Source organism: Pedobacter sp. SYSU D00535 (assembly GCF_017355855.1).
Taxonomy (GTDB): Bacteria; Bacteroidota; Bacteroidia; order Sphingobacteriales; family Sphingobacteriaceae; genus Desertivirga.
The window spans coordinates 645,939-668,011 of sequence record NZ_JAFEWD010000002.1 but is presented as its reverse complement, the minus strand read 5'-3'; the positions used below and the strand labels follow the sequence as shown (position 1 = coordinate 668,011).

Below are 22,073 nucleotides of genomic sequence, written 5' to 3'. Positions count from 1 at the left end.
AAAAGAAATGCGTTCTTTATTGGCTGTTATTTGCCTTCTTTTTTCATTAAGCACACAAGCCGCTGCCGTCAGAGATTCTGTGGGAGTGGAAAATAATAACGGAAAACTGATCATCGTTCATAAAGTTGCTCCAAAAGAGTCGTATTACTCGATTGGAAGGACATACAATGTTCCCCCCAGGGAGATTATTGAACTGAACGGAAATAAGACGTTGCAAATTGGAAGCCTGGTAAAAGTGCCGACACAACGACCCTTTGCGGCTCCATCAAAACCGGCAACAACCGGGGCGAAACCAGCAAGCGATGGTTTTATCACCTACAAAGTTGGACCGAAAGAAACACTTTACGCGATAGCCAAACGCTTCAACACCACCGTCGAGAACATTAAGAGTATCAATAACTTAACCAGCAATAGTTTAAGTGTGGGCCAGATGATTAAGGTACAGCAGGGAAGAACAGCCTTGCCGGAGCCTGAGCCAGCAAGAACCACTACTGAACCTGTTGCAGAAGCTTCCGCACCGGACCCTGACGCGGAAGAACGTGCAAAGCCGAAGATTCCTGCCAACCGTTTAGGTCTGACGCAAAGGAATGAGCGCGGAGTGGCAGTATGGATTGCGGACGAGAACCTGGACGGAACTAAAATGATGGCACTGCATCGCACCGCCCCCATTGGTACAATCGTTAAAATAACCAACCCGATGACAGATCGGACTACCTATGCAAAAGTAGTTGGAAAGTTTACAGAAAATGAGACTACTAAAGATGTTGTTATTGTAGTGACCAAAGCGACGGCTGATTTGCTGGGTGCGCTAGATAAGAGGTTTCAGGTTAGTATTGATTACGGGGCGCCCGCAGAAGCAGAAGATGAATAGACCTTTTGTAATCGGCATTGCCGGTGGTAGCGGTTCTGGCAAAACCTTTTTTCTCAATTGCTTTTTAAATCATTTCGCGGCGGAAGAGATCTGTCTGGTATCACAGGATGATTACTATAAGCCTAAAGCGCAGCAGCCCATTGATGAGAACGGCTGGATTAACTTCGATCTACCAGAGTGTATCGACGACGACAAACTATTGCAGGACTTACAAACCTTGATAGCAGGAGGCAGCTTTCAGAGAAAGGAATATACCTTCAATGTAAATGAAGAACATGCCCGCTTGCTTACTATCCGCTCTGCCCCTATCATCGTTGTGGAAGGCCTCTTTATTTTTCATTTCGAAGAACTGGCCAGCCTTTTTGATTTTCGAGTGTTCTTAGACGCCGACGAAGAGATCACACTGAACAGAAGAATTAAACGGGATACCGCCGAGAGAGGATACGATAGAGATATGATTATGTACCAGTGGATTAATCATGTTCTTCCAGCATACAAAGCTTATCTACTACCCTATAAGAACACCGCCGACCGGGTCATCACCAACAACACGAATGTAGCAGATGACATTATTCGGGTAAGTAGTGAACTATCGGATGACCTGCGCTCCAGAATATTGAAGGCCGGTTCCTGATAGACTTGCTACTACCCAAATCACGGCTCGGAATGGAATCTAATTGTACAAAAAGAAAACTTCAAAATCACTTGTTTGGAATAAGTCTAAATAATATCTTTGCTGGCAGATGGATGACTGTGTAGTAGATACAAATCAGGACAGCAGGCTTTTACCTACTGATCCTGAATTTATGAAAGGCCTGGGAGCCTATTTCGCGTGTTGCGATTTTAAAAAGTGCTGTAAGAAGTACAAAAAAGGAAAAAGGTGTAAAAAATGTCCCGGAAGGAAAGACTAGACGTTCTATCGTCCGTCACCGTCCAGAAGATTTCCAAGTCCTCCAAGAATACTACCCTCTTCTTTTCTGTTTACCGTACCGTAAGCTAAAATTCTGCCAGCGAGTCTGCTTATGGGCAGCGTTTGAATCCAAACTTTTCCAGGACCTCTCAAGGTTGCAAAAAATACACCTTCACCTCCAAATAGCGTATTCTTTATTCCGCCCACAAACTGGATGTCATAGTTCACATGCTGAGTAAAGCCAACGATACAACCAGTATCCACTTTTAAAACCTCCCCCGGATGCAGCTCCCGCTCCGTTACATGTCCCCCTGCATGCACAAACGCCATCCCATCACCTTCCAGCTTTTGCATGATGAAGCCTTCGCCACCAAATAGCCCGGCTCCAAGTTTTCGCTGAAACTCCAAACTCACACTTACCCCTTTCGCAGCACACAAAAAAGAGTCCTTCTGGCAGATGATCTTACCGCCTAACTGCTGTAAGTCCATCGGGATGATCTTTCCGGGATAGGGCGAGGCAAAGCTAACCCGTCTTTTTCCCTGTCCGATATTCGTGTACGCCGTCATAAAAAGACTTTCGCCCGTTAGCAATCGCTTACCAGCGCTGAACAGCTTTCCAAGGATGCCGCTTTGCTGCTGGCTTCCATCGCCAAAAATGGTTTGCATTTGAATCCCATCGTCCATCATCATAAAGGCTCCTGCTTCAGCAATGGCTGTTTCCTGTGGATCCAGTTCTACTTCCACATATTGCATCTCCTCTCCATGGACGCGGTAATCTATTTCATGATTTCTTATCATTGTTGTGTAATTGTAATTGTTGAATTGAGATGTCAAATTACAGATTTTGTTACAAGATATGAAAGCTAATAAAAAAAGGCAGCCCCTAAGGAACTGCCTCTCCAGACTCAATAAGCCTGCTTACTTCATGCCTCGGAGTGTTTCCTTTAGTTCTTTTACACCAGGAGACGATGCCTTACCGCTACCCGCCAGCACAGAACTAGCTGTAACGTCAGAACTGTAGAATGCCCGATTTGCATCTTCATCAAAGCTGATGGAGTTACCGTTAAGGCTAATTCCTGCAAATAATCCCTTACTTCTGGAATAAGAGTATACCTGCGCATCAAAATTTGCATTGGTACCGGCTGTGGCTGTGCGTCCAACCGGACCTGCTGCTACTGAGACTGCTCCTCCGAGCGTAACGGCTGTATTTCCTATGTTCGTTAGCGTCGCCCGGTCTTTAAAAAGCAACACCAGATCTGTAGAGGTAATACCAGCCTGAAATCCGATGCTTCCGCCGGTAATGGTTACAAAAGCCGGATCACTCCAGGTGCCATCCGCTGTCTTCACCATCGCTACCCCTTTACCGCGTTGTCCTCCAACACCCAAACCTGCTTTGATCATGTTAGGGATAATGATAATTCCCTGAGCCTCATTCAGCAAGCGAGCTGGGATAGACTCTTTCATTTTACTAAAGTCTCTCAGCACTTCGGTCGATTTTTCGATTTTTTCCTTTTGCTCCTGCTGAGCAAAGCTAACCTTCGTAAACCCTACTGCAACTAATAGCAGCACCATCCAACTTGTTACTCTTAACGTTTTCATAATACTAGGTATTTGATGTACTTTTTTAACTCTTTAAGTTGGCCAGGGTTTTCATAAACTGAGATTTCAATGGAGGACCCGTATGAAGCCACTATTCAGTCATGAGATACCAGGAAAGATTAGACAATAAAAAACCGCTTTCTTCGATATCTTTGTAAGATGTTCCCCAGCAGGTCGAGATATAGTGCGCTTATTAAGGAGGAGGCCCGGAAATTGGGCTTCATGCATTGCGGCATATCCAAGGCCGAGTTTTTGGAGGAGGAAGCCCCGCGGCTGGAAGCCTGGCTGAAACAAGGCTACCATGGGCAAATGAGCTACATGGAGAATCATTTCGATAAGCGCCTGGATCCACGTAAACTGGTAGAGGGCGCCAGGTCGGTCATCTCTCTTTCCCTGAATTACTATACAGATGCCAGACAGGAAGATCCGGACGCTCCCAAAATTTCAAAGTATGCTTATGGTATTGATTATCATACAGTAATCAAAGAGAAGCTTAAACGATTACTCGAAGTAATTAACGAACTAATTGGAGAAGTGCACGGGCGTGCATTCGTGGATTCTGCCCCGGTGTTAGATAAAGCATGGGCAAAGAAATCGGGATTGGGCTGGATGGGAAAGAACACCAACCTGATTAACAAAAATAGTGGCTCTTTCTTTTTCCTCGCCGAGCTAATTGTCGATTTGGACCTTGAATACGATACCCCAGGAACCAAGGACCACTGCGGCACCTGCACCCGCTGCATTGATGCTTGTCCCACGCAGGCTATCGTGGGCCCTTATCAGGTAGATGGCAGCCGTTGCATCTCCTATTTAACCATTGAGCTTAAAGACGAGTTGCCTTCCGGCTTCAAGGAGCAAATGGGCAATTGGATGTTCGGTTGTGATGTTTGCCAGGATGTCTGTCCCTGGAACCGCTTCTCGACGCTGCATAACGAAGCGGCGTTTATGCCCCATCCGGAGCTGTTGAAGATGAATAAAACAAATTGGGAAGAAATTACCGAAGAGGTATTTCAAAAGCTATTTAAAGGATCAGCAGTGAAGCGTACAAAATACAATGGGCTGAAAAGGAATATCGAATTTCTTAAACCTTTCCAGCCCATGGAGACTAACCACTCTAAATAGCTTATTTACCGAACTTCAGCTTCAGCTGCTCCAGCATATCACCCGTAATCGGCTCCGCCGGCTTATCATCCTTTTTCGGATGCTGATTGTAGTTTCTGTTGTTATTTGACTTGAAATCTTTTCGTTGCTGATAAGGTCTCTGCTGTCCCTGAACTTGCTGCGGCTTATTGGCTCCTTCCGGATTTTCCACCGTGATACGTTGCTCCGTCTGATTTTTAACCAGTACCTTCTTCCCGTTCCAACGCACCCAGATCTTCTCCAGACAGCGCTTGGTATACAAAGGAAAATCCCCCTGTTGCATCCATGAATAATAGCTGGGCTCTGCATGGAATACTTCCTCCACACATTTGCCTTTATGTTTACCGAAATTGAACACCTCGACGCCGTTTTCGTTAAATACTATTCTTCCGGCAAAATCAACGGGGCGACTCAGGTTCGTAAAGGTATGAAGGGCATCGACATCATTTTGGACCGGAACTGACTTATTGCCCTTTTTATCTTCCCACTCTACGTCCTTATACTTTTCCAACTGTGCCAACAGCACTTCGTAGGTTGCCCGAATATCCGCCTCAGCAGAATGGGCATTCTCGATGTCCTTGCCACAGTAGAATCTATAAGCTGCTTTCAGGGTACGCTGCTCCATTTGATGGAAGATATTTTGCACATCAACAAAGCGACGGCTCTCCAGATCAAACTCCACTTCTGCCCGTATAAATTCTTCCATCAACATCGGAATATCGAACTTATTCGAGTTGTAGCCAGCAAGATCACAATCCGTGAGGAAATCGGCATACTCCTGTGCTATTTGTCTGAAAGTGGGGGCTTCTTTTACATCCTCATCAAAAATTCCATGTATCATGGAAGTCTCGTATGGAATAGGCATTTCGGGATTAATGCGGGAGACCTTCATCTCCTGAGTTCCGTCCGGAAGGACTTTAAGGACCGCGATTTCAACAATTCGATCAACTCCTATATTGGTTCCCGTTGCTTCAAGATCAAAAAAAGCGAGAGGACGTTTTAAATTCAGCTTCATATGTCTCTCAAAGGTCGGAAAAAGCTTTCAGAATCGAATTAAAAAATCATAAAGTTATTGATAGTATTGCCAATCTCGCTATCTTTAAAAACCCAACCAGTCACATGAAACAGCTAATTTTAACTGCGGCAGTAGCATTTCTCGCTTCATTTGCCTCCGCCCAAAACTTTCCTTTCGGTAAACCTACAAGCACTGAATACGAGTTAACGAAGTATAGTAAAGACACCAGTGCCAATGCTGTTGTTTTACGGGAATTTGGAACCGCTTACATCAGCAACTCGGATGTAAATGTTGTGTTTGAATACCACGTTCGCATTAAGATATTTAATAGTAAAGGCTTCAAACATGGAACAATTGAAATTCCCCTGCGGAAAAATGATGCCAACACTTTTGAGACGATCAGGGATATTAAAGGGGTGACTTTCTATCCCGACGAAAACAACTTGCTTCGCTCTGCAAACCTGGAATCATCACAGATCTTTAAAGAATCAAAAGCGGGCAAGTATCACGATTTGGTAAAGTTCGCCATGCCGAGTTTGAAAGACGGCTGCATCATCGAATACTCCTATGTTATTGAATCTCCTTTCAGACACAATTTTCGTAATTGGGACTTCCAAAGCGAGATTCCTAAAATTTATACCGAATACTTCGCCAAGATTCCTGCCATCTACAACTACAACATTGCATTGCGCGGAGCAGAAAAGCTATCTAAGAATACCGCTGTTTTAGAGAAAGAGTGTTTCAATCCAGGTGGAGGTTTCAAAGCAGATTGTTCTGTTATGACCTGGGCCATGGAAAATGTGCCTGCGTTTTATGAAGAAGAGTACATGACAGCTGCCAGCAATTTTAGATCCGCTATGCATTTCGAGCTATCCGATTATACGGATTATTATGGCGGAAAGCATGCGGTGACGAAAGAGTGGAAAGATGTAGACCTGGATCTGAAAAAGGAAGATGCCTTCGGAATTCAATTAAAAAAGAAGGACTTCTTTGAGTCAAAAGTCGCGCCCCTAACCGCTGGACTAAGTTCTGAACTGGAAAAAGCAAAAGCTATTTATAACTTTATCAGAGGCTGGTATAAGTGGGATAATTATTCTGGCAAATACTCTCATACCGGATTAAAAAAGGCTTTCGAGAATCGCACAGGAAATGCCGGAGATATCAATCTTTCTATGGTTGCTGCGATGAATGCTGGTGGTCTAAATGCAGAACCGGTGATCTTGTCTACCCGCAGTAATGGTATAGTAAACAACCTTTTTCCGGTACTCACCGAGTTCGACTATGTGATTTGCAAGGTGAACATAGGCGAAAACTTTTATTTGCTTGACGGTACGGATCCCCTCCTACCTTTTGGTCTGCTTCCGCTTCGCTGCATCAATGATAAAGGTCGCGTAATGAGTTTCAATAAACCCAGCTACTGGATCGACCTGAAAGCATCACAAAAAGAGACCCGAACAATCACTTTGGACTTGGAGATGGATGAATCCGGAAAGATGAAAGGCAGAATGAACGTCTTTTCAGCGGGATATGCCGCTTACGGGAAAAGGAAGGAGATCAAGAGCTTCAACTCTGTCGATGAATTTGTAGAGAGCCTGGATGAAAAACTACCAAAGATAAAGATTCTGAAATCAGAGGTGAGGAATCTGGATAGTCTCGAAAATATCTTGGGCGAAAGCTATGAAATCGAGATAAATGCCACCGAAAAAGACCACAGTTATCTAAATCCATTTTTTATGAATAGGATAGCTGAGAACCCCTTCAAGCTGGCAGAAAGGACCTACCCTATAGATTTTGGCGCACCGGAGGAAGTCAGAGTAAATATGCAAGTGAGGTTTCCGGAAAAGTTTGAGGTGGTTAGCAAACCGCAACAAACAGCCCTAAGTTTGCCGAACAGTGGGGGACGCGTGCTTGCCAACGTCAGTCAGGAGGGAAACGTTATCGTACTTTCATATAATATGCAGCTTAACAAGCCCACCTATTCTGCTAGCGAGTATCCTTACCTGAAGGAACTATACAACAAAATTATTCAGCTGCAGCAGACAGATATTATCCTGAAAAAGAAGATATGAGATATTTGATTCTATTCACTGCCTGCTTTTTAAATGTTCTATCCGCCAGTGCACAGTTGACATACCCTGTTGCTGCAATTCCGAAACCCCTGCTGTCAAGGGCAGGTGCCGTGGTGAGGAACGCAGAAACTGTCATTGAGGTAAAAGACCTGGATGAAGTAATTTACAAGAGAAAGTTTGCGATTACGATATTAAATGAATCTGCGAAGGAGCATGCAAATGTGGTTTTCGAATACGATAAAACGAGTAGTATCAAATCGGTAAAAGGCGCTATCTATAATGAGATAGGTTTGCCTATCGGAAAGTTTAGCGAAAAGAATATGCAGGATAGAAGCGCGGTAAATGATTTTTCGCTCTATGAAGATAATCGTATGAAATACTTCATTCCGGTAATATCTGCTTACCCCTTCACTATAGAATATGAGGTGGAATATCGAAACAAGCAGAGCCTCTCCTTCCCTACTTGGCAGGCAAGTACCGCCCATGGAGTTGCTACAGAGCATTCTTCCATGACCTTCATCTGTCCTTCCTGGTTTAACCTCCGGTATAAAGAGTTTAACTACCCTGGGAGAGTTGAGGAGACTTCTACGTCAGCAGGCAAAACGTACAAGTGGGCGGCAAAGAATTTACCCGCATTGCGAGAGGAGCCCTACAGTCCACACCCCCGGAAAGTTTTCACCTCTGTTAGTTTGGCACCGGAAAAATTTGCCTACAGAGGTACCAAGGGTAGTTTTACGAATTGGACAGAGTACGGAAAGTGGATGTATGAAAACCTGCTAAAAGGACGGGATGAATTACCGGAAACCACCAAGTCTGTGATTCTTGATTTGGTTAAGGATATTAAAGACCCAAAAGAAAAAGCCAGGAAGATCTATGAATAAGTGCAACAGAAAACCCGGTACATCAGTGTCCAGATCGGAATTGGAGGTTTTCAACCTTATCCCGCATCCGAAGTGGATCGCCTGGGTTACGGCGATTGCAAAGGCTTAACCAACTATACAAAGGCCTTGCTTAGCATTGTTGGGATTGAGTCTTACTATTCCGTTGTGCAGGCGGGGAATTTCAAAGTCGACTTCCACCCTGATTTTGCCGACATGAACCAAGGGAATCACGTAATCCTCTGCCTTCCTTTTGAAAACGACACGACATGGCTGGAATGTACGAGCAAGTTCTCTCCCTTTGGGTTCCTGGGAGACTTTACTGACGACCGATTAGTAGTAGCCTGTACGCCAGAGGGAGGAAAAATCATGCGCACTACTAAATATCCCACCTCAGAAAGCAGGCAGGTACGGAAGGCAGAATTTAAGATAGCAGAGAATGGATCACTTAGTGGAAAGATGACAACCATCTTTGAGGGCGCCCAGTTTGACAACCACCACTCGCTGCTGAACGAAGCGTATTCGGAGCAAGTGAAGAAGCTGCCTGAGCTGTATCCACTCCCTAACCTCGACGTAAAATCCTTGCAGTTTGAGATGGAAAAGAAGGAGAAGCCCGCTACAAAAGAGGTACTGGACTTCAACTCATACAACTACTGTGCTATCGTAGACGGAAAAATGCATCTCTACCTCAACCCGATAAATAAAATCAGGCCGATCAGGGAAATTAGAAACCGGAACAATCCGGTTTACATCAACCGAGGCTATTACGATGAGGACGTTTTCAATTTCGAACTACCGGAAGGATACTTGTTTAACGTGCAGCCAGAGAAGACGACCATTGAGAAGCCCTTCGGGAAATACACAACGGACCTCTCGGTTACCGGAAAAATCATTACTTATAAACGGGTGATGCAGCTCAATGAGGGATATTTCAAGGCTGAAGATTACCAGGATCTGGTAGACTTTTATCAGGCTATTGCCGACGCTGACAATGCTAAACTTATCCTCTCAAAAATCTAAAACGAGTCACTAGGAAAAAATCAGGATCCCGAGAAGGATGCCGACTATCATGATGAGGTAAAGGAGAATCTCAGTACTGGCAAAACGTTTATACTTCGTCCAGAAACAATAATCAGACATATTTCAGACATAAAAAAACCCGGAATTTTTATTCCGGGCAATTTACGAAAGTGAATTCTTTTTAGGCTCCCTGTTTTTTCCACTTGATGGTACAACCGATTGCCTTAGAATTTGTTACTGACGGTTTTTTTCCGGTCGCTACTGCCTCAACTGCTGCCTCCACATATTTAACTTTGTCGGCTTTGGTTCCTTCCGTGTCGTCGTCTATCGCTCCGATGTATTGAACTACATTTCCTGTCGACGTTTTCTGCAGTACAAAAACGTGAGGAGTACGACTGGCTCCGAATTGTTTGGTGATCACGTGGTCTGGATCCATTAGGTATGGAAACGAAAAACCTTTGTCTTTTGCCCGCTGCTGCATCTTTTCATAAGAGTCCCCTGGTTGGGTACCGGGATCATTCGGGTTGATAGCAATTACCGGGTATCCCTTTGCCGCATACTTTGCATTCAAGGCAATTATCCGATCTTCATAAGCTACCGCATAAGGACAAGTGTTGCACGTAAACACAACAATAAAACCCTTTGCTTTGGGGTAATCGGCAAAAGAAACGGTTTTGCCATTGATGTTCTTCAACTTGAAATCCGAAGCCACATCGCCAACTTTATAGCCAGTTGTCTGTGCTGTTGCTGCCAAACCGAAGGCTAGCAGGCAAAGGGTAAGTAATTTTTTCATACCGTTGTTATTTGAGTGATTGATAAGTTTTCTCTAATTCCTCGTAGCTGAACTCTTTTTGATAGAACTGCCAAAGGCCTTTGCTTTTATTCACGAAGACCGTTGCAGGAATAGCACCCTCCCAGTCTTTATTTATCTGATCGATAAACTCCTGCTCACTTTTTTTGTCGACTAAGTACACTTCGTTCTTTAAACCCAGCCTTTTTACCAGCGGCTTCACGTTGCTCTCCAATTTTGATTTGAAGTCGAGGCTCAGGAAAATCACTTTAACAGGATTAGCGGCGTAAGTAGTCTGCAGCTTTTCGAAATGCGGCATTTCCTTGATGCAAGGCGCGCACCAGGTGGCCCAGAAATTAAGAACATAGGTAGTGTCTTTCCCGGTTTCCATCCGCTTATTGAGTTCGCTCATCGTCATTAATCGGGGCGTTTGAGCGCCGGCCGTGTTTAAGCTAATGGCCATGGTGAAAAGGCTAACAAGCAAGGCTGATTTCATACCAACCAAATTACTAAAGTTATTCAGCAAGATAAACCGGTAACGTAAAATTTACCGGCTAAGGTCCGAATGGACAAGGCCCTGCCTTACGCTGCCTGCTCTCGAAAAGTATTTATAGTACCAGGGGTCTTTCAATCGGCTTACCACCACTCCTTTACTAGTAGAGACATGAACAAAGCGACCATTCTGAAGATAAACTCCTACATGGCTGAACTTCTGTCCATTAAGGTCGAAGAAGACAAGGTCGCCCTCCTCTAAGTCCTCCTCATATTTACGCTTTACATTTTCTGCCATTTGCCGGGCAGTGCGGGGAACGTTGCGGTCAAAAATTTCTCTTTGCAGGATAGTTGTAAAGCCGGAACAATCAGCACCGCGGCGATCCATACCCCCACTCTTATGTGGTACTCCCATCCACTCGTCGATGAAACGATAAAGTTTTTCATTTCGGATATCTCGCTCACTAACTTCCAGTAAGGCAGCGTAGCGCTCCTTCATAGAGCCTTTAATCTCTTTTCCTCTCGCTCTTGACGAATCGGTAAGTGTCTTTTTACTCGAACAGGCTTGAAGCAGGACTGTACCGAAAGCAATAAGAAAAAATACCCTATAAAAACGAATTCTGAACCACAGCATATCCGAAAGTGTAAAAAACTCCCATCCAAAAGAATCGGAAGTTTTTAACATACGTGGAAAAGCTACTTTAGTTACGCTTTCAGAAGGCGTTGAATCTCATCCAGCTTCATCAAAGCTTCTACGGGTGTTAAGGTATTTACATCCAGATTATTGAGAAGGTCACGAATCTTAACCAACACGGGATCGTCAATAGAAAACATCTGCAGCTGATAAGCCTGCTGCTGTACCTTTTTGATACTGTCTTTGATGTGCTCTCCGCCAGTTCGTTCCTGCTCCAGCCGTCTCAAGATTTCATTCGCCCGACCAATAAGCTTAGGAGGCATGCCGGCCATTTTAGCTACATGAATACCAAAGCTATGTTCACTTCCACCGGGAATAAGTTTACGTAGGAAGATCACCTTATTTCCCACCTCCTTCACCGAGACATTGTAGTTCTTAATTCGGTTGAAGGAATTTGAAAGTTCGTTCAGCTCGTGGTAGTGGGTAGCAAATAAGGTTTTTGCTTTCGCGGATGGATGATTATGAAGAAACTCCGCAATTGCCCAGGCGATGGAAATCCCATCATATGTGGACGTACCGCGACCGATCTCATCCAGCAGGATCAGGCTCTTGTCGGATAAGTTGTTCAGGATACTGGCAGTTTCATTCATTTCCACCATAAAGGTAGACTCCCCGGATGAGAGGTTATCAGAAGCACCTACCCGTGTAAAGATCTTATCTACTAAGCCAATCCGGGCTTCCTTTGCTGGAACAAAACAGCCCATCTGCGCCATCAGCACAATCAAGCCAGTTTGTCGGAGCAAAGCCGACTTACCTGCCATATTCGGTCCAGTGATAATAATAATCTGCTGCGTTTCGCTGTCGAGAAAAACGTCGTTAGTAATATAGTCTTCGCCAACAGGCAGATTTTTTTCAATTACAGGATGGCGCCCGCCCTTGATCTCCAGCACCGAACTAGTATCCACCGTCGGCTTTACATAATAGTTTTTAATGGCGATGGTAGCAAAACAGAGAAGCACATCCAGTTGGGCTACCAGCTGTGCGTTTAGCTGAATCGGTTTTATATAATCGGCGAGCGCCGAAACCAGCTCGTTGTATAAGCGCGTCTCCAGCGCCTGTATTTTTTCCTCGGCACCCAAAATCTGTTCTTCATACTCCTTTAGCTCCGGGGTGATGTAGCGCTCCGCATTTACCAGGGTCTGTTTTCTGATCCATTCTGAAGGCACCTTGTCCTTATGGGAATTAGTAACTTCAAGATAGTACCCGAATACATTATTAAAAGCAACTTTCAGAGAGGGAATTCCCGTTGCTTCTGCTTCCCTTTTTTGAATCTCAACCAGATAACCCTTGCCGCCAAAAGCTATTTTACGAAGGCGATCCAGCTCCTCGTCTATTCCATCTGCTATAACCCCCCCCTTTATAACCAACGCTGGTGGCTCGGGGTGCAGTTCTTTCTCGATCCGCTCCCGAATTAGCAAACAAGGGTTCAATTGCTCTGCAATAGTCCGCAGGGCCAGACTTTCCGTCTGCTCGCACTGTTTTTTGATAGACTCGATTGCGATGAGCGCCCGCTTTAGCTGACACACTTCCCGCGGGTTTGCCTTTTGCAAACCGATCTTGGAAATCATCCTCTCAAGGTCACCAATTTGCTTAATCTCAGAAGACAGACTTTCCCGAAGCTCGTCCTGATTAACCAGAAACTCAACTACATTTAACCTGTCTTCTATCGGCTTCTTTTCCTTCAGCGGCATCACAATCCATCGCCTGAGCATCCTTGCCCCCATGGGCGAACAAGTCTGATCCAGGACATCCACTAAAGTGGTAGCATTTTCATTAGCAGAGCCGATCAATTCCAGATTGCGGATGGTAAATCTGTCGAGCCACATGTAGCGCTCTTCCTCAATCCGGGAAATGGACGAGATATGCTGCAAATTCCGATGCTCGGTTTCATTCAAATAGTGAAGAGCAACACCCGCTGCCGTAATAGCTACGTTTAACCGTTCAATACCAAACCCTTTCAGCGACTTAACCTCAAAATGCTTCAGCAGCGTTTCTGTTGCATAGTCGCCAGTGTAAGGCCATTCGTCGAGTGCATATGTATAAAATCGGTCACCGAAAGTTTCAGTGAAATCCCTGTGTTTGCTTTTTTGAAAGATCACCTCACTGGGCTTCAGGCTTTGCAGGAGTTTATCGATATAGTCGCTGTTACCTTGAGCCACCAGAAACTCTCCGGTAGAAATATCCAGAAAAGCGACTCCTACAATATTCTTTTCGAAAAAAATGGAGGCCAGGTAGTTATTCGATTTTTGCTGAACGATGTTGTCGTTGTAGGAAACGCCGGGCGTCACCAGCTCGGTAACACCTCGTTTTACAATCGTTTTAACCGTTTTCGGATCTTCCAGCTGGTCGCAGATAGCTACGCGTTGACCGGCTCTTACCAGTTTGGGGAGATAGGTTTCCAAAGAATGATGAGGGAAACCTGCCAGCTCAATATGCGAAGCCGAACCGTTTGCCCTCTTTGTTAAAACAATCCCCAGTATTCCGGATGCTTTTACAGCATCTTCTCCAAACGTTTCGTAAAAATCTCCCACACGGAACAGCAATAAAGCACCAGGATATTTCGCCTTGATGGTATTGTATTGCTGCATTAAAGGGGTTTCTTTGGTAGCGGTCTTTGCCAAGCTTTTTCTCCTTTTAAACCCGCTAATTTAAGTCAAGTACATGGCAATACGGGGCGGTGTGGAAAAAAGAGGAATTGTGGAAATCGGGATGAGCCCAAAAGCGTTTTGATCCGCTATACAGCTAATTGCTCTTGATCCACTAGTTATACATTACCCCAGCCGTGAGCCAAAACGTCTGCCAAATGCATTGTTTTCAAGGAAATATTATTTTTATCGATATAGCCCTGCAAGTGGAGTAAACAAGAAGCATCCGTAGAAATAATGTACTCTGCATCCATGGCTAATGCATGATCTACTTTTTGCTGAGCCATTGCGCTGGAAATGCTATTAAACTTTACCGCGAAGGTTCCTCCGAAGCCGCAGCAGGTGTCGGTGTCTTTCATCTCCACCAATTCGAGGCCATGTACTTTGGACAGCAATGCACGGGGTTCCTCTTTTATTTTGCATTCGCGAAGACCCGAGCAGGAATCATGATAGACAGCCCGTCCCTCCAATTCCGCTCCGAAATAGTCTTTCTTCAACACATTGATTAAAAAATCAGAAAGTTCGTGAATGTTATTTTGAATTGCCCGGCACTTGTTATGAACTGCTGTGTTGGTGAACAAATCGTTGTAATAGTTTTTAACCATGCCGGTACAAGAGGCAGAGGGTGCTACGATGTAGCTGTTCTCAGAAAAGTCTTCCAGGAACTTATATCCCACCTCCTTCGCTTCATCCCAATAGCCAGCATTGAAAGCCGGCTGTCCGCAACAGGTTTGTGAAGGATTGTACTTTACCTTACATCCCGCTTTTTCCAAGATTTTGACAGTGTTAAAAGCTGTTTCAGGATATACCTGATCAATAAAGCAGGGGATAAACAATTCAACGTTCATAGAGGCCCAAAGGTAAAGCAAAGCGATATAACCCGATACACTTATTTTAATTATTCCGCCTTCCTGGTGCGCAGAAGGTTGATCAACAGAAAAAAGCCGATTACAAAAAATACACTTAAGCCTAGAGCCGAGTTGCGAATATTCGACTGTTCCTCCACAAAGGCGAAGGTTGCCAGGCCAATAACAATAGCCAGCTTTTCTGTTACATCGTAAAAACTAAAAAAAGAAGCGGTATCGGGCGTATTTTCGGGCAAGTATTTGGAATAAGTGGATCGGGAAAGCGACTGAATCCCACCCATAATTAAACCAACTACAGCGGCAATGGTGTAAAACTGGTATTCATTTGAAATCCCGTAGGCGGCAAAGCAAACTCCAACCCAAATAACTACCACAATCATCAGCACTTTTACGTTACCAATGTATCTCGCTAATGTCGACATCAAATAAGCTCCCAGTATGGCAACCAGCTGAATAATTAGAATAGTTGCGATTAATTTAGCCGTACCAAGGTGAAGTACCTTCTCCCCAAAACTCGCAGCGACCAGCATAATTGTTTGCACTCCAATAGAATAAAAAAAGAAAGCGTACAAAAAGCGTTTAAGCTCTTTTATCTGCTTCAACTGCTGCCACACAGTTGCCAGCTCCTGATAGCCGCTATGAATTGCTTTCGACCTTAGTCTGTCGTGGTTGGGACTTCCCGCCGGAAGGTTCTTAAAAGGAATCTGCGCAAATCCTATCCACCACAACCCAACCAATAAAAATGACAGGCGAGCAGGAAAAGAACTGTCTGTAATACCAAACAACTCCGGCTTCAAAACAAACACAAAGCAAATAATCTGCAAAAGCACGCTTCCTATATAGCCATAGGCAAAACCCTGAGCACTTACCCGGTCCTGATGGTCTACACTTGCTATTTCCGGCAGGTAGGAATTACTGAACATAACCCCTCCAATGTAGCCCATTGCTGCTATCGCAAAAGCGATGACGCCCAATTCCAGCGTCTCTAATTTAAAGAAGAACAAGGCCATACAAGCTATACCGCCCACATAGGTGAAGGTCTTCATAAATACTTTTTTATTACCCCTGTAATCTGCAGTGGAAGAGAGCAAAGGCAAAAGCACTACCATGATCAGGTATGCCACCGAAAGGGCATAGTTGGAGAGAGCCGTATTTACAAACCTGAACCCAAAGAAGCTGACCTTATCTCCGTTTTCGGTAGTAGTAGTGATAATGGTGTAGTAGGCTGGAAAAATAGTAGAAGTGATAACCAGGTTATAAGCAGAATTTGCCCAATCGAACATCGCCCATGAGCGAATAGTTCTTTTATCATTTTTGATTGCGTGCATACTTCACCGAAGGTAAAAAACGAAAAAAGATTATCATAATTTCGGCTCGATATTGTTCTTCCCTTCCTGTGAACAAAAAAATTTCCGATCTGTTAAAGCTGCAACTTACACTAAGTAAAAATACTATGAAAAACTTTGCAATATTGATGTTCGGGCTACTTTTATCCAGTGCCTGTAGCCGGCCCTCTAAAGACCTTGCTTCTGTGGAAATAGGGATGACCAAGGATGAGGTGGTGCAAATGCTGGGCGAACCCAAAAAGAAGGATGTTGTTAATCAAACCGAGCTTTGGAACTTTACCGATTCTGGTCGTACTATTGTATTTCGTGCCGATACGGTATATGCTATCATGACTTCACCGCGCGCCCGGATGGACTCAGTTGCCCAATTGTTGGACAGTGCTGATCAAAAAGTAAAGAAAGGGTTCAACAACGTAGGCGATAAAATAGAAAATGTAGCGGACAAGATCGGCGACAAACTAGATCGGGACACGACCAATTAGCTTTATACTTTATGCCCATAGAGTCAATTAACCCCGCTACCGGCGAGCTGATAAAGCGCTATCCGGAATTGTCGGAAGCCGATGTTTCGGAGAAAATTGAGGAAACGCACAAAGCCTGGCTTTCCTGGAAGACGTCGTCCTTCGCGGAGAGAGCAAGTTATATGAATCAAGCTGCATCGGTTCTGCGAAAAAGGAAGCAGGAACTGGCTGAGTTGATGGCACTGGAAATGGGGAAGCCACTGAAAGCAGGAGAAGGAGAAATTGAGAAATGTGCTGTATGCTGTGAGTACTACGCGGCGCACGCCGAGCAGTTCCTTTCAATGGAAACTATCGAAACCGAAGCGCAGAAAAGCTACGCCACCTTTGAACCATTAGGAGTTATTCTCGCGGTGATGCCCTGGAACTTCCCTTTCTGGCAAGCCTTTCGTTTCCTGGCGCCGGGACTAATGGCTGGCAACTGCGCGGTACTTAAACACTCCTCCAATGTAGGCGGCTGCGCCGTGGCGATAGAAGAAATAATCAGAGAGGCTGGCTTTCCGGAGAATGTATTTCAGACACTTCTGATAGGAAGCAAGGCTGTAGATAAAGTAATAGAAAATCCTTTGATCAAAGCAGTTACACTCACTGGAAGTACCTCTGCTGGAATGAAAGTCGCTTCGAAGGCTGCTTCCCTCGTTAAAAAATCTGTTCTGGAGCTGGGAGGCAGTGACCCCTACATAATTCTTGCTGATGCTGACCTTAATCTTGCAGCTTCTGTATGCGCCGAAAGCCGATTGATCAATAGTGGACAAAGTTGTATTGCCGCGAAACGTTTCATCGTTGTGAAGGAGGTAGCACAAAAATTCACCGAACTATTTAAGGAAAAACTCGCTGAAAAGGTAATGGGTGATCCCTTTGATGAGCGAACAGAGGTGGGACCACAAGCACGACAGGACTTACGGGATGAACTGCACCAACAGGTTATCAAAAGTATCGAGCTCGGCGCCAAATGTTTGCTGGGAGGATTTATACCGGAAGGCAATCATGCCTTTTACCCGCCTACCCTGCTCAGTGATGTCAAAAAGGGAATGCCCGCTTATGATGAGGAAACCTTTGGCCCGGTAGCCGCGGTGATTACTGCCGATAACGAAGATGATGCGATTGAAATCGCGAACGACACGATCTTTGGCTTGGGGGCGGCAGTGTTTAGTAAGGACCTTAAAAGAGCTGAAGAAATAGCAGCTCATCGGCTAAACGCAGGCGCCTGCTTTGTGAATGCAGGCGTGAAGTCAGATCCTAGGCTTCCTTTCGGCGGCGTCAATCAATCTGGCTTTGGCAGGGAACTGGGGATCTATGGGATAAAGGAATTTGTTAATATAAAAACGGTATATATTAGGTAAGATATTTCAATAATAAATTAATATATCCTCCAATAATCAACTGAGCTACAGACGCTATTAACTTGAATTAATCCTACATACGTCAGACTGTCAGGCTTTTATTTGACAAGCATCTGACCTGTTCCAAGGCACTACATCCCTCCAGAAAATATTATCTTTGCAGCTCGATTATGAGTAAGCACGGAAGAATTTTAGTTGCAATGAGTGGTGGAGTGGACAGCTCCGTTGCTTCTGTAATGTTGCATGAACAAGGATACGAAGTAATAGGCTTAACGATGAAGACCTGGGATTATGCATCTTCAGGCAGCTCATCAAAAGAAACAGGTTGCTGCAGCCTTGATTCTATCAACGATGCCCGTGCGCTCGCAGTAAATTATGGCTTCCCTCATTATATCCTGGACATCAGAAATGAATTTGGGGATTACGTAATCGATAACTTCGTGGAAGAATACCTGGCGGGCCGGACACCCAATCCCTGCGTTCTTTGTAACACCCACATCAAATGGGAGGCTTTACTGAAACGAGCAGATAAACTGGATTGCGAATTTATCGCCACCGGTCACTATGCGAATATTCGATTACAGGACAATGGTCGCTATGTGATCTCCAAGGGAAAGGACGAAAACAAAGACCAGTCGTACGTACTTTGGGGTGTCTCTCAGCAAAACCTTGCCCGGACAAAATTCCCACTGGGCAGCTTTACGAAGGCTGAAATACGGCAGATGGCTTTAGATATGGGCCAGGAAGAACTCGCCAAGAAAAGCGAAAGCTACGAGATATGCTTCGTACCAGACAACGATTACCGCTCCTTTCTGCGGCATCAGGTAGAAGATCTTGATGAAAGGATCGGAAAAGGCAACTTCATCACTTCTGATGGAATGATAGTCGGTCAGCATCAGGGATATCCATTCTACACCATCGGGCAACGGAAAGGACTTGGCATAGCACTCGGCCAACCGATGTTTGTTACCCAAATCATGCCCGAAAGCAACACCGTAGTGCTAGGCACCCAGGATGAACTTAAGCGCTCTTCTGCTTCAGTTAGAGGCATAAATCTGATTAAATATGAGAGCATTAACGAACCTTTAGAGGCCGTTACTAAAATCAGATATAAAGACGCGGGCAGCCTTTCGAGTATTGTTCAGGAAGGAGATCTGATGAAAGTGGACTTCCACCACCAGGTATCGGGGATTGCTCCAGGACAGTCTGCTGTGTTTTACGAAGGCAACGATCTTTTAGGGGGCGGATTTCTGGTTTAACGGGATCCCTCCCCTACGCCCCAGCTGATTCTCTTTATTTCTGCTTGTTAAAAACTTTATTTCAGCTTCTTTTTGAAGCCAGGGCGTCTACTCCCTGCACCCTAGGAGTAAGATTTGTAACAAATCAAACCATCCTTTTATCCTGATGTTGTGCTGCAATAGAATCGGAATTCATTTTGCATTCCTTCTATTAATCCCTTTATTTGCAAAAAATGAGGTTTTTTGAATGGCAAAAAATTTACTGATAGTTGAGTCTCCTGCGAAAGCAAAAACCATAGAAGGTTATCTTGGAAAAGACTTCCTTGTGAAATCGAGCTATGGCCATATACGTGATTTGGTTAAGACGGATGATGCGATAGACGTTAACAACAACTTCAACCAGAAATACGAGGTTCCCGCTGATAAAAAAGCGGTGGTAAGTGAGTTGAAGAAGTTAGCGAAAGAGGCCGAAACGGTTTGGCTGGCATCGGACGAGGACCGGGAGGGAGAAGCCATTTCCTGGCATCTCTACGAGACTCTCGGACTTAAAGAAGATAAGACAAAGCGAATAGTTTTCCATGAGATCACTAAGCCAGCTATCCTTAAGGCCATTGAGAACCCAAGGAAGATTGACTATAACCTGGTAAATGCACAGCAGGCTCGTCGGGTGCTAGACAGGCTGGTAGGTTTTGAGCTATCGCCGGTTCTATGGCGAAAAGTGAAACCCTCTCTGTCTGCGGGGCGGGTACAGTCGGTTGCAGTACGGTTAATTGTTGAACGGGAACGTGAAGTAAACAAGTTTAAACCAACAGCGGCCTATAAGGTGACCGCCATTTTTTCGACTGGAAAGGCGAAAGAACTGTTCAGAGCGGAATTGCCTGAGCGTTTTGAAACAGAATCCGGTGCAACAGCGTTTCTCGAGGATTGTAAGACGGCCATCTATACGATAACGAGTTTAGAAACCCGTCCTACCAAAAGGAGCCCCGCTCCCCCATTTACTACCTCTACCCTACAACAGGAAGCAAGCAGAAAACTTGGATACTCGGTTTCGAGAACCATGTCGATCGCACAAAAGCTATACGAACACGGACTGATCACGTACATGCGTACTGACTCTGTTAACTTGTCTGAAACTGCCCTGAATGCGGCTTCTGCCGAAATAAGAACGGCCTATGGCGAGAAGTATCACCAGGAAAGAAAGTTCAAAACCAAGTCTGCAGGTGCACAAGAAGCACACGAAGCCATCCGGCCAACCTATTTTGATCGTCATAGTATTGAGGGAGATCCGTCGGAACGACGTCTATACGAGTTGATTTGGAAGAGAGCTATTGCCTCTCAGATGAGTGAAGCTCAGTTTGAGAAAACCACAGCTAAAATTGGTATCTCGACCCGGAAAGAAAACTTTGTTGCCAATGGCGAAGTGATGAAGTTCGATGGATTCCTGAAAGTATACATGGAATCGACGGATGAGGACCAGGACGCAAATCTGGACGAAGACAGCAATAACCCTATCTTACCTCCTCTGGCAAAAGGACAAGACTTACTGGTACAGGAAATAAAAGCTACCGAACGTTTTACCCGCCCGCCTGCCCGGTATACGGAAGCAAGTCTGGTAAAAAAACTGGAAGAGTTAGGCATCGGTCGCCCTTCCACTTACGCTCCGACGATATCTACCGTGCAAAACCGTGGCTACGTAGTTAAAGAAGACCGCGAAGGTAAAGAACGCTCATTCTGCGTATTTACATTAAAAGGCGGCGAGCTTAAAAAAGAAACTAAAACAGAAATAACCGGAGCAGAAAAGGCAAAACTTTTCCCTACAGATATTGGTGCGGTGGTGAACGATTTTCTGATGCAGCATTTTAACGGCATCGTGGACTACAACTTCACTGCCAACGTCGAAAAGCAATTCGATGAAATCGCTCACGGCATGAAAGAATGGACTGAGATGCTAAAGTCGTTCTACAGTCCTTTCCATCAGGAAGTGGAGACTACCATTCAAACCGCAGAAAAAGCCCGGGGAGAAAGAGAACTAGGTGTTGATCCGGAAACGGGTAAAAAGGTTTCTGTAAGAATTGGCCGCTTCGGTCCCTTTGTGCAGATCGGTGAAAATGCAGAGAATGAAGGCGACGAAAAACCAAGATACGCTAGTCTTCGTTCCGGCCAGATGATCGAATCTATCAGTTTAGAGGAAGCCCTCGAGCTTTTCAAACTTCCCAAAAAAGTGGGCTCATTTGAAGATAAGGATATGACTGTAGCAATTGGTCGCTTTGGTCCTTATATCCGACATAACAGCGCCTTCTACTCCTTGCCGAAAGGAGTAGATCCCCACAGTGTTACTGAAGAGCAGGCAATTCAGATTATTCAGGAGAAACGGCAAAAAGACGCTGAAAAGCTGATCAAAACTTTTGAAGAACATCCGGATGTAAAAATACTGAACGGTCGTTGGGGGCCATATATCGAATACGGGAAGCAAAACATTAAAATCCCGAAAGGTAAAGAAGCGAAAGACCTTACATTTGAGGAAGTTAAGGCTTTAGCTGAAGCAGCAGAAAAAGAGCCTAAGAAAACAGGCAAACGATTTGCTAAAAAGAAATAAAAGATCTTAACCGGAGCAGAGGTCATCGCTGCTCCGGTTGACT

General features: G+C 44.8%; 19 protein-coding genes. 10 read left to right on the top strand and 9 right to left on the bottom strand.

Annotated elements, in window-relative coordinates; all coding sequences use genetic code 11:
• The first annotated feature begins 7 nt into the window (after positions 1-7).
• Both J4N23_RS07535 and J4N23_RS07530 read left to right on the top strand, forming a co-directional pair.
• Entirely contained in the window at positions 8-871 is an 864-nt protein-coding gene (locus tag J4N23_RS07535; RefSeq protein ID WP_207426407.1) for a LysM peptidoglycan-binding domain-containing protein, read from the top strand.
• Positions 864-1,505 carry a uridine kinase gene (locus J4N23_RS07530; RefSeq protein ID WP_207426406.1) on the top strand — a complete coding sequence of 214 codons (642 nt, stop codon included), beginning with the start codon at positions 864-866 and terminating at the stop codon, positions 1,503-1,505. Before J4N23_RS07535 ends, J4N23_RS07530 begins: the two co-directional genes overlap by 8 nt.
• A 282-nt stretch (positions 1,506-1,787) precedes the next feature.
• Here J4N23_RS07530 and J4N23_RS07525 read toward each other — a convergent pair whose 3' ends face one another.
• Together J4N23_RS07525 and J4N23_RS07520 are read right to left on the bottom strand one after the other, a co-directional pair.
• Positions 1,788-2,579, bottom strand: coding sequence for a TIGR00266 family protein (locus J4N23_RS07525; protein WP_207426405.1), 792 nt, complete (start codon positions 2,577-2,579; stop codon positions 1,788-1,790).
• A gap of 120 nt (positions 2,580-2,699) precedes the next feature.
• The gene (locus tag J4N23_RS07520) at positions 2,700-3,380 is read right to left on the bottom strand and encodes a lipid-binding SYLF domain-containing protein (RefSeq protein WP_207426404.1); all 681 of its coding nucleotides are present in this window, start codon (positions 3,378-3,380) and stop codon (positions 2,700-2,702) included.
• Positions 3,381-3,539: 159 nt separating this feature from the next.
• Here J4N23_RS07520 and queG point away from each other — a divergent pair, with 159 nt between their 5' ends.
• On the top strand, positions 3,540-4,502 hold the full coding sequence (gene queG / locus J4N23_RS07515; RefSeq protein WP_207426403.1) for a tRNA epoxyqueuosine(34) reductase QueG: 963 nt from the start codon (positions 3,540-3,542) through the stop codon (positions 4,500-4,502).
• 1 nt (position 4,503) lies between these two features.
• Here the strand turns inward: queG and J4N23_RS07510 are convergent, their stop codons facing one another.
• Positions 4,504-5,535, bottom strand: coding sequence for a 3'-5' exonuclease (locus tag J4N23_RS07510; RefSeq protein WP_207426402.1), 1,032 nt, complete (start codon positions 5,533-5,535; stop codon positions 4,504-4,506).
• 104 nt (positions 5,536-5,639) lie between these two features.
• Here J4N23_RS07510 and J4N23_RS07505 point away from each other — a divergent pair, with 104 nt between their 5' ends.
• Genes J4N23_RS07505 through J4N23_RS20950 form a run of 3 tightly spaced genes read left to right on the top strand, consistent with a single transcriptional unit; the run spans position 5,640 to position 9,502 of the window.
• Entirely contained in the window at positions 5,640-7,604 is a 1,965-nt protein-coding gene (locus J4N23_RS07505; protein WP_207426401.1) for a DUF3857 domain-containing protein, read from the top strand.
• Positions 7,601-8,485 (top strand): DUF3857 domain-containing protein, encoded by an 885-nt coding sequence (locus tag J4N23_RS20955; protein ID WP_242689148.1) that lies wholly within the window; start codon positions 7,601-7,603, stop codon positions 8,483-8,485. Before J4N23_RS07505 ends, J4N23_RS20955 begins: the two co-directional genes overlap by 4 nt.
• Positions 8,486-9,502 (top strand): hypothetical protein, encoded by a 1,017-nt coding sequence (locus tag J4N23_RS20950; protein WP_242689147.1) that lies wholly within the window; start codon positions 8,486-8,488, stop codon positions 9,500-9,502.
• Positions 9,503-9,683: 181 nt separating this feature from the next.
• Here J4N23_RS20950 and J4N23_RS07495 read toward each other — a convergent pair whose 3' ends face one another.
• From J4N23_RS07495 to J4N23_RS07470, 6 genes are all read right to left on the bottom strand, one after another.
• Positions 9,684-10,295 carry a thioredoxin family protein gene (locus tag J4N23_RS07495; RefSeq protein WP_207426400.1) on the bottom strand — a complete coding sequence of 204 codons (612 nt, stop codon included), beginning with the start codon at positions 10,293-10,295 and terminating at the stop codon, positions 9,684-9,686.
• A 7-nt stretch (positions 10,296-10,302) separates the two neighbouring features.
• Positions 10,303-10,788, bottom strand: coding sequence for a TlpA disulfide reductase family protein (locus J4N23_RS07490; protein ID WP_207426399.1), 486 nt, complete (start codon positions 10,786-10,788; stop codon positions 10,303-10,305).
• 51 nt (positions 10,789-10,839) lie between these two features.
• On the bottom strand, positions 10,840-11,469 hold the full coding sequence (locus J4N23_RS07485) for a C40 family peptidase (protein ID WP_242689146.1): 630 nt from the start codon (positions 11,467-11,469) through the stop codon (positions 10,840-10,842).
• Between the two features lie 20 nt (positions 11,470-11,489).
• A complete protein-coding gene (mutS, locus tag J4N23_RS07480) occupies positions 11,490-14,099 on the bottom strand; it encodes a DNA mismatch repair protein MutS (protein WP_207426398.1) in 2,610 nt (869 codons plus the stop codon).
• A 143-nt stretch (positions 14,100-14,242) separates the two neighbouring features.
• Positions 14,243-14,971 (bottom strand): (Fe-S)-binding protein, encoded by a 729-nt coding sequence (locus J4N23_RS07475; RefSeq protein WP_207426397.1) that lies wholly within the window; start codon positions 14,969-14,971, stop codon positions 14,243-14,245.
• 50 nt (positions 14,972-15,021) lie between these two features.
• The gene (locus J4N23_RS07470) at positions 15,022-16,317 is read right to left on the bottom strand and encodes an MFS transporter (RefSeq protein ID WP_207426396.1); all 1,296 of its coding nucleotides are present in this window, start codon (positions 16,315-16,317) and stop codon (positions 15,022-15,024) included.
• A 125-nt stretch (positions 16,318-16,442) separates the two neighbouring features.
• Here J4N23_RS07470 and J4N23_RS07465 point away from each other — a divergent pair, with 125 nt between their 5' ends.
• The 4 genes from J4N23_RS07465 to topA all read left to right on the top strand — a co-directional run bounded on the left by J4N23_RS07465 (position 16,443) and on the right by topA (position 22,030).
• A complete protein-coding gene (locus tag J4N23_RS07465; RefSeq protein WP_207426395.1) occupies positions 16,443-16,817 on the top strand; it encodes a hypothetical protein in 375 nt (124 codons plus the stop codon).
• An 11-nt stretch (positions 16,818-16,828) separates the two neighbouring features.
• Positions 16,829-18,196: an NAD-dependent succinate-semialdehyde dehydrogenase gene (locus J4N23_RS07460; RefSeq protein ID WP_207426394.1), complete on the top strand. Its 1,368-nt coding sequence runs from the start codon at positions 16,829-16,831 to the stop codon at positions 18,194-18,196.
• 170 nt (positions 18,197-18,366) lie between these two features.
• Complete coding sequence (gene mnmA, locus J4N23_RS07455; protein ID WP_207426393.1) at positions 18,367-19,455, top strand: tRNA 2-thiouridine(34) synthase MnmA; 1,089 nt, start codon at positions 18,367-18,369, stop codon at positions 19,453-19,455.
• 226 nt (positions 19,456-19,681) lie between these two features.
• Positions 19,682-22,030, top strand: coding sequence for a type I DNA topoisomerase (topA, locus tag J4N23_RS07450; protein ID WP_207426392.1), 2,349 nt, complete (start codon positions 19,682-19,684; stop codon positions 22,028-22,030).
• The last annotated feature ends 43 nt before the right edge of the window (positions 22,031-22,073 follow it).

Bases quoted from the DNA above. Each gene is read 5' to 3' on its own strand.
- J4N23_RS07535 (WP_207426407.1), top strand. From the start codon at position 8: ATGCGTTCTTTATTGGCTGTTATTTGCCTTCTTTTTTCATTAAGCACA.
- J4N23_RS07530 (WP_207426406.1), top strand. From the start codon at position 864: ATGAATAGACCTTTTGTAATCGGCATTGCCGGTGGTAGCGGTTCTGGC.
- J4N23_RS07525 (WP_207426405.1), bottom strand. From the start codon at position 2,579: ATGATAAGAAATCATGAAATAGATTACCGCGTCCATGGAGAGGAGATG.
- J4N23_RS07520 (WP_207426404.1), bottom strand. From the start codon at position 3,380: ATGAAAACGTTAAGAGTAACAAGTTGGATGGTGCTGCTATTAGTTGCA.
- queG (WP_207426403.1), top strand. From the start codon at position 3,540: ATGTTCCCCAGCAGGTCGAGATATAGTGCGCTTATTAAGGAGGAGGCC.
- J4N23_RS07510 (WP_207426402.1), bottom strand. From the start codon at position 5,535: ATGAAGCTGAATTTAAAACGTCCTCTCGCTTTTTTTGATCTTGAAGCA.
- J4N23_RS07505 (WP_207426401.1), top strand. From the start codon at position 5,640: ATGAAACAGCTAATTTTAACTGCGGCAGTAGCATTTCTCGCTTCATTT.
- J4N23_RS20955 (WP_242689148.1), top strand. From the start codon at position 7,601: ATGAGATATTTGATTCTATTCACTGCCTGCTTTTTAAATGTTCTATCC.
- J4N23_RS07495 (WP_207426400.1), bottom strand. From the start codon at position 10,295: ATGAAAAAATTACTTACCCTTTGCCTGCTAGCCTTCGGTTTGGCAGCA.
- J4N23_RS07490 (WP_207426399.1), bottom strand. From the start codon at position 10,788: ATGAAATCAGCCTTGCTTGTTAGCCTTTTCACCATGGCCATTAGCTTA.
- J4N23_RS07485 (WP_242689146.1), bottom strand. From the start codon at position 11,469: ATGTTAAAAACTTCCGATTCTTTTGGATGGGAGTTTTTTACACTTTCG.
- J4N23_RS07475 (WP_207426397.1), bottom strand. From the start codon at position 14,971: ATGAACGTTGAATTGTTTATCCCCTGCTTTATTGATCAGGTATATCCT.
- J4N23_RS07470 (WP_207426396.1), bottom strand. From the start codon at position 16,317: ATGCACGCAATCAAAAATGATAAAAGAACTATTCGCTCATGGGCGATG.
- J4N23_RS07465 (WP_207426395.1), top strand. From the start codon at position 16,443: ATGAAAAACTTTGCAATATTGATGTTCGGGCTACTTTTATCCAGTGCC.
- J4N23_RS07460 (WP_207426394.1), top strand. From the start codon at position 16,829: ATGCCCATAGAGTCAATTAACCCCGCTACCGGCGAGCTGATAAAGCGC.
- mnmA (WP_207426393.1), top strand. From the start codon at position 18,367: ATGAGTAAGCACGGAAGAATTTTAGTTGCAATGAGTGGTGGAGTGGAC.
- topA (WP_207426392.1), top strand. From the start codon at position 19,682: ATGGCAAAAAATTTACTGATAGTTGAGTCTCCTGCGAAAGCAAAAACC.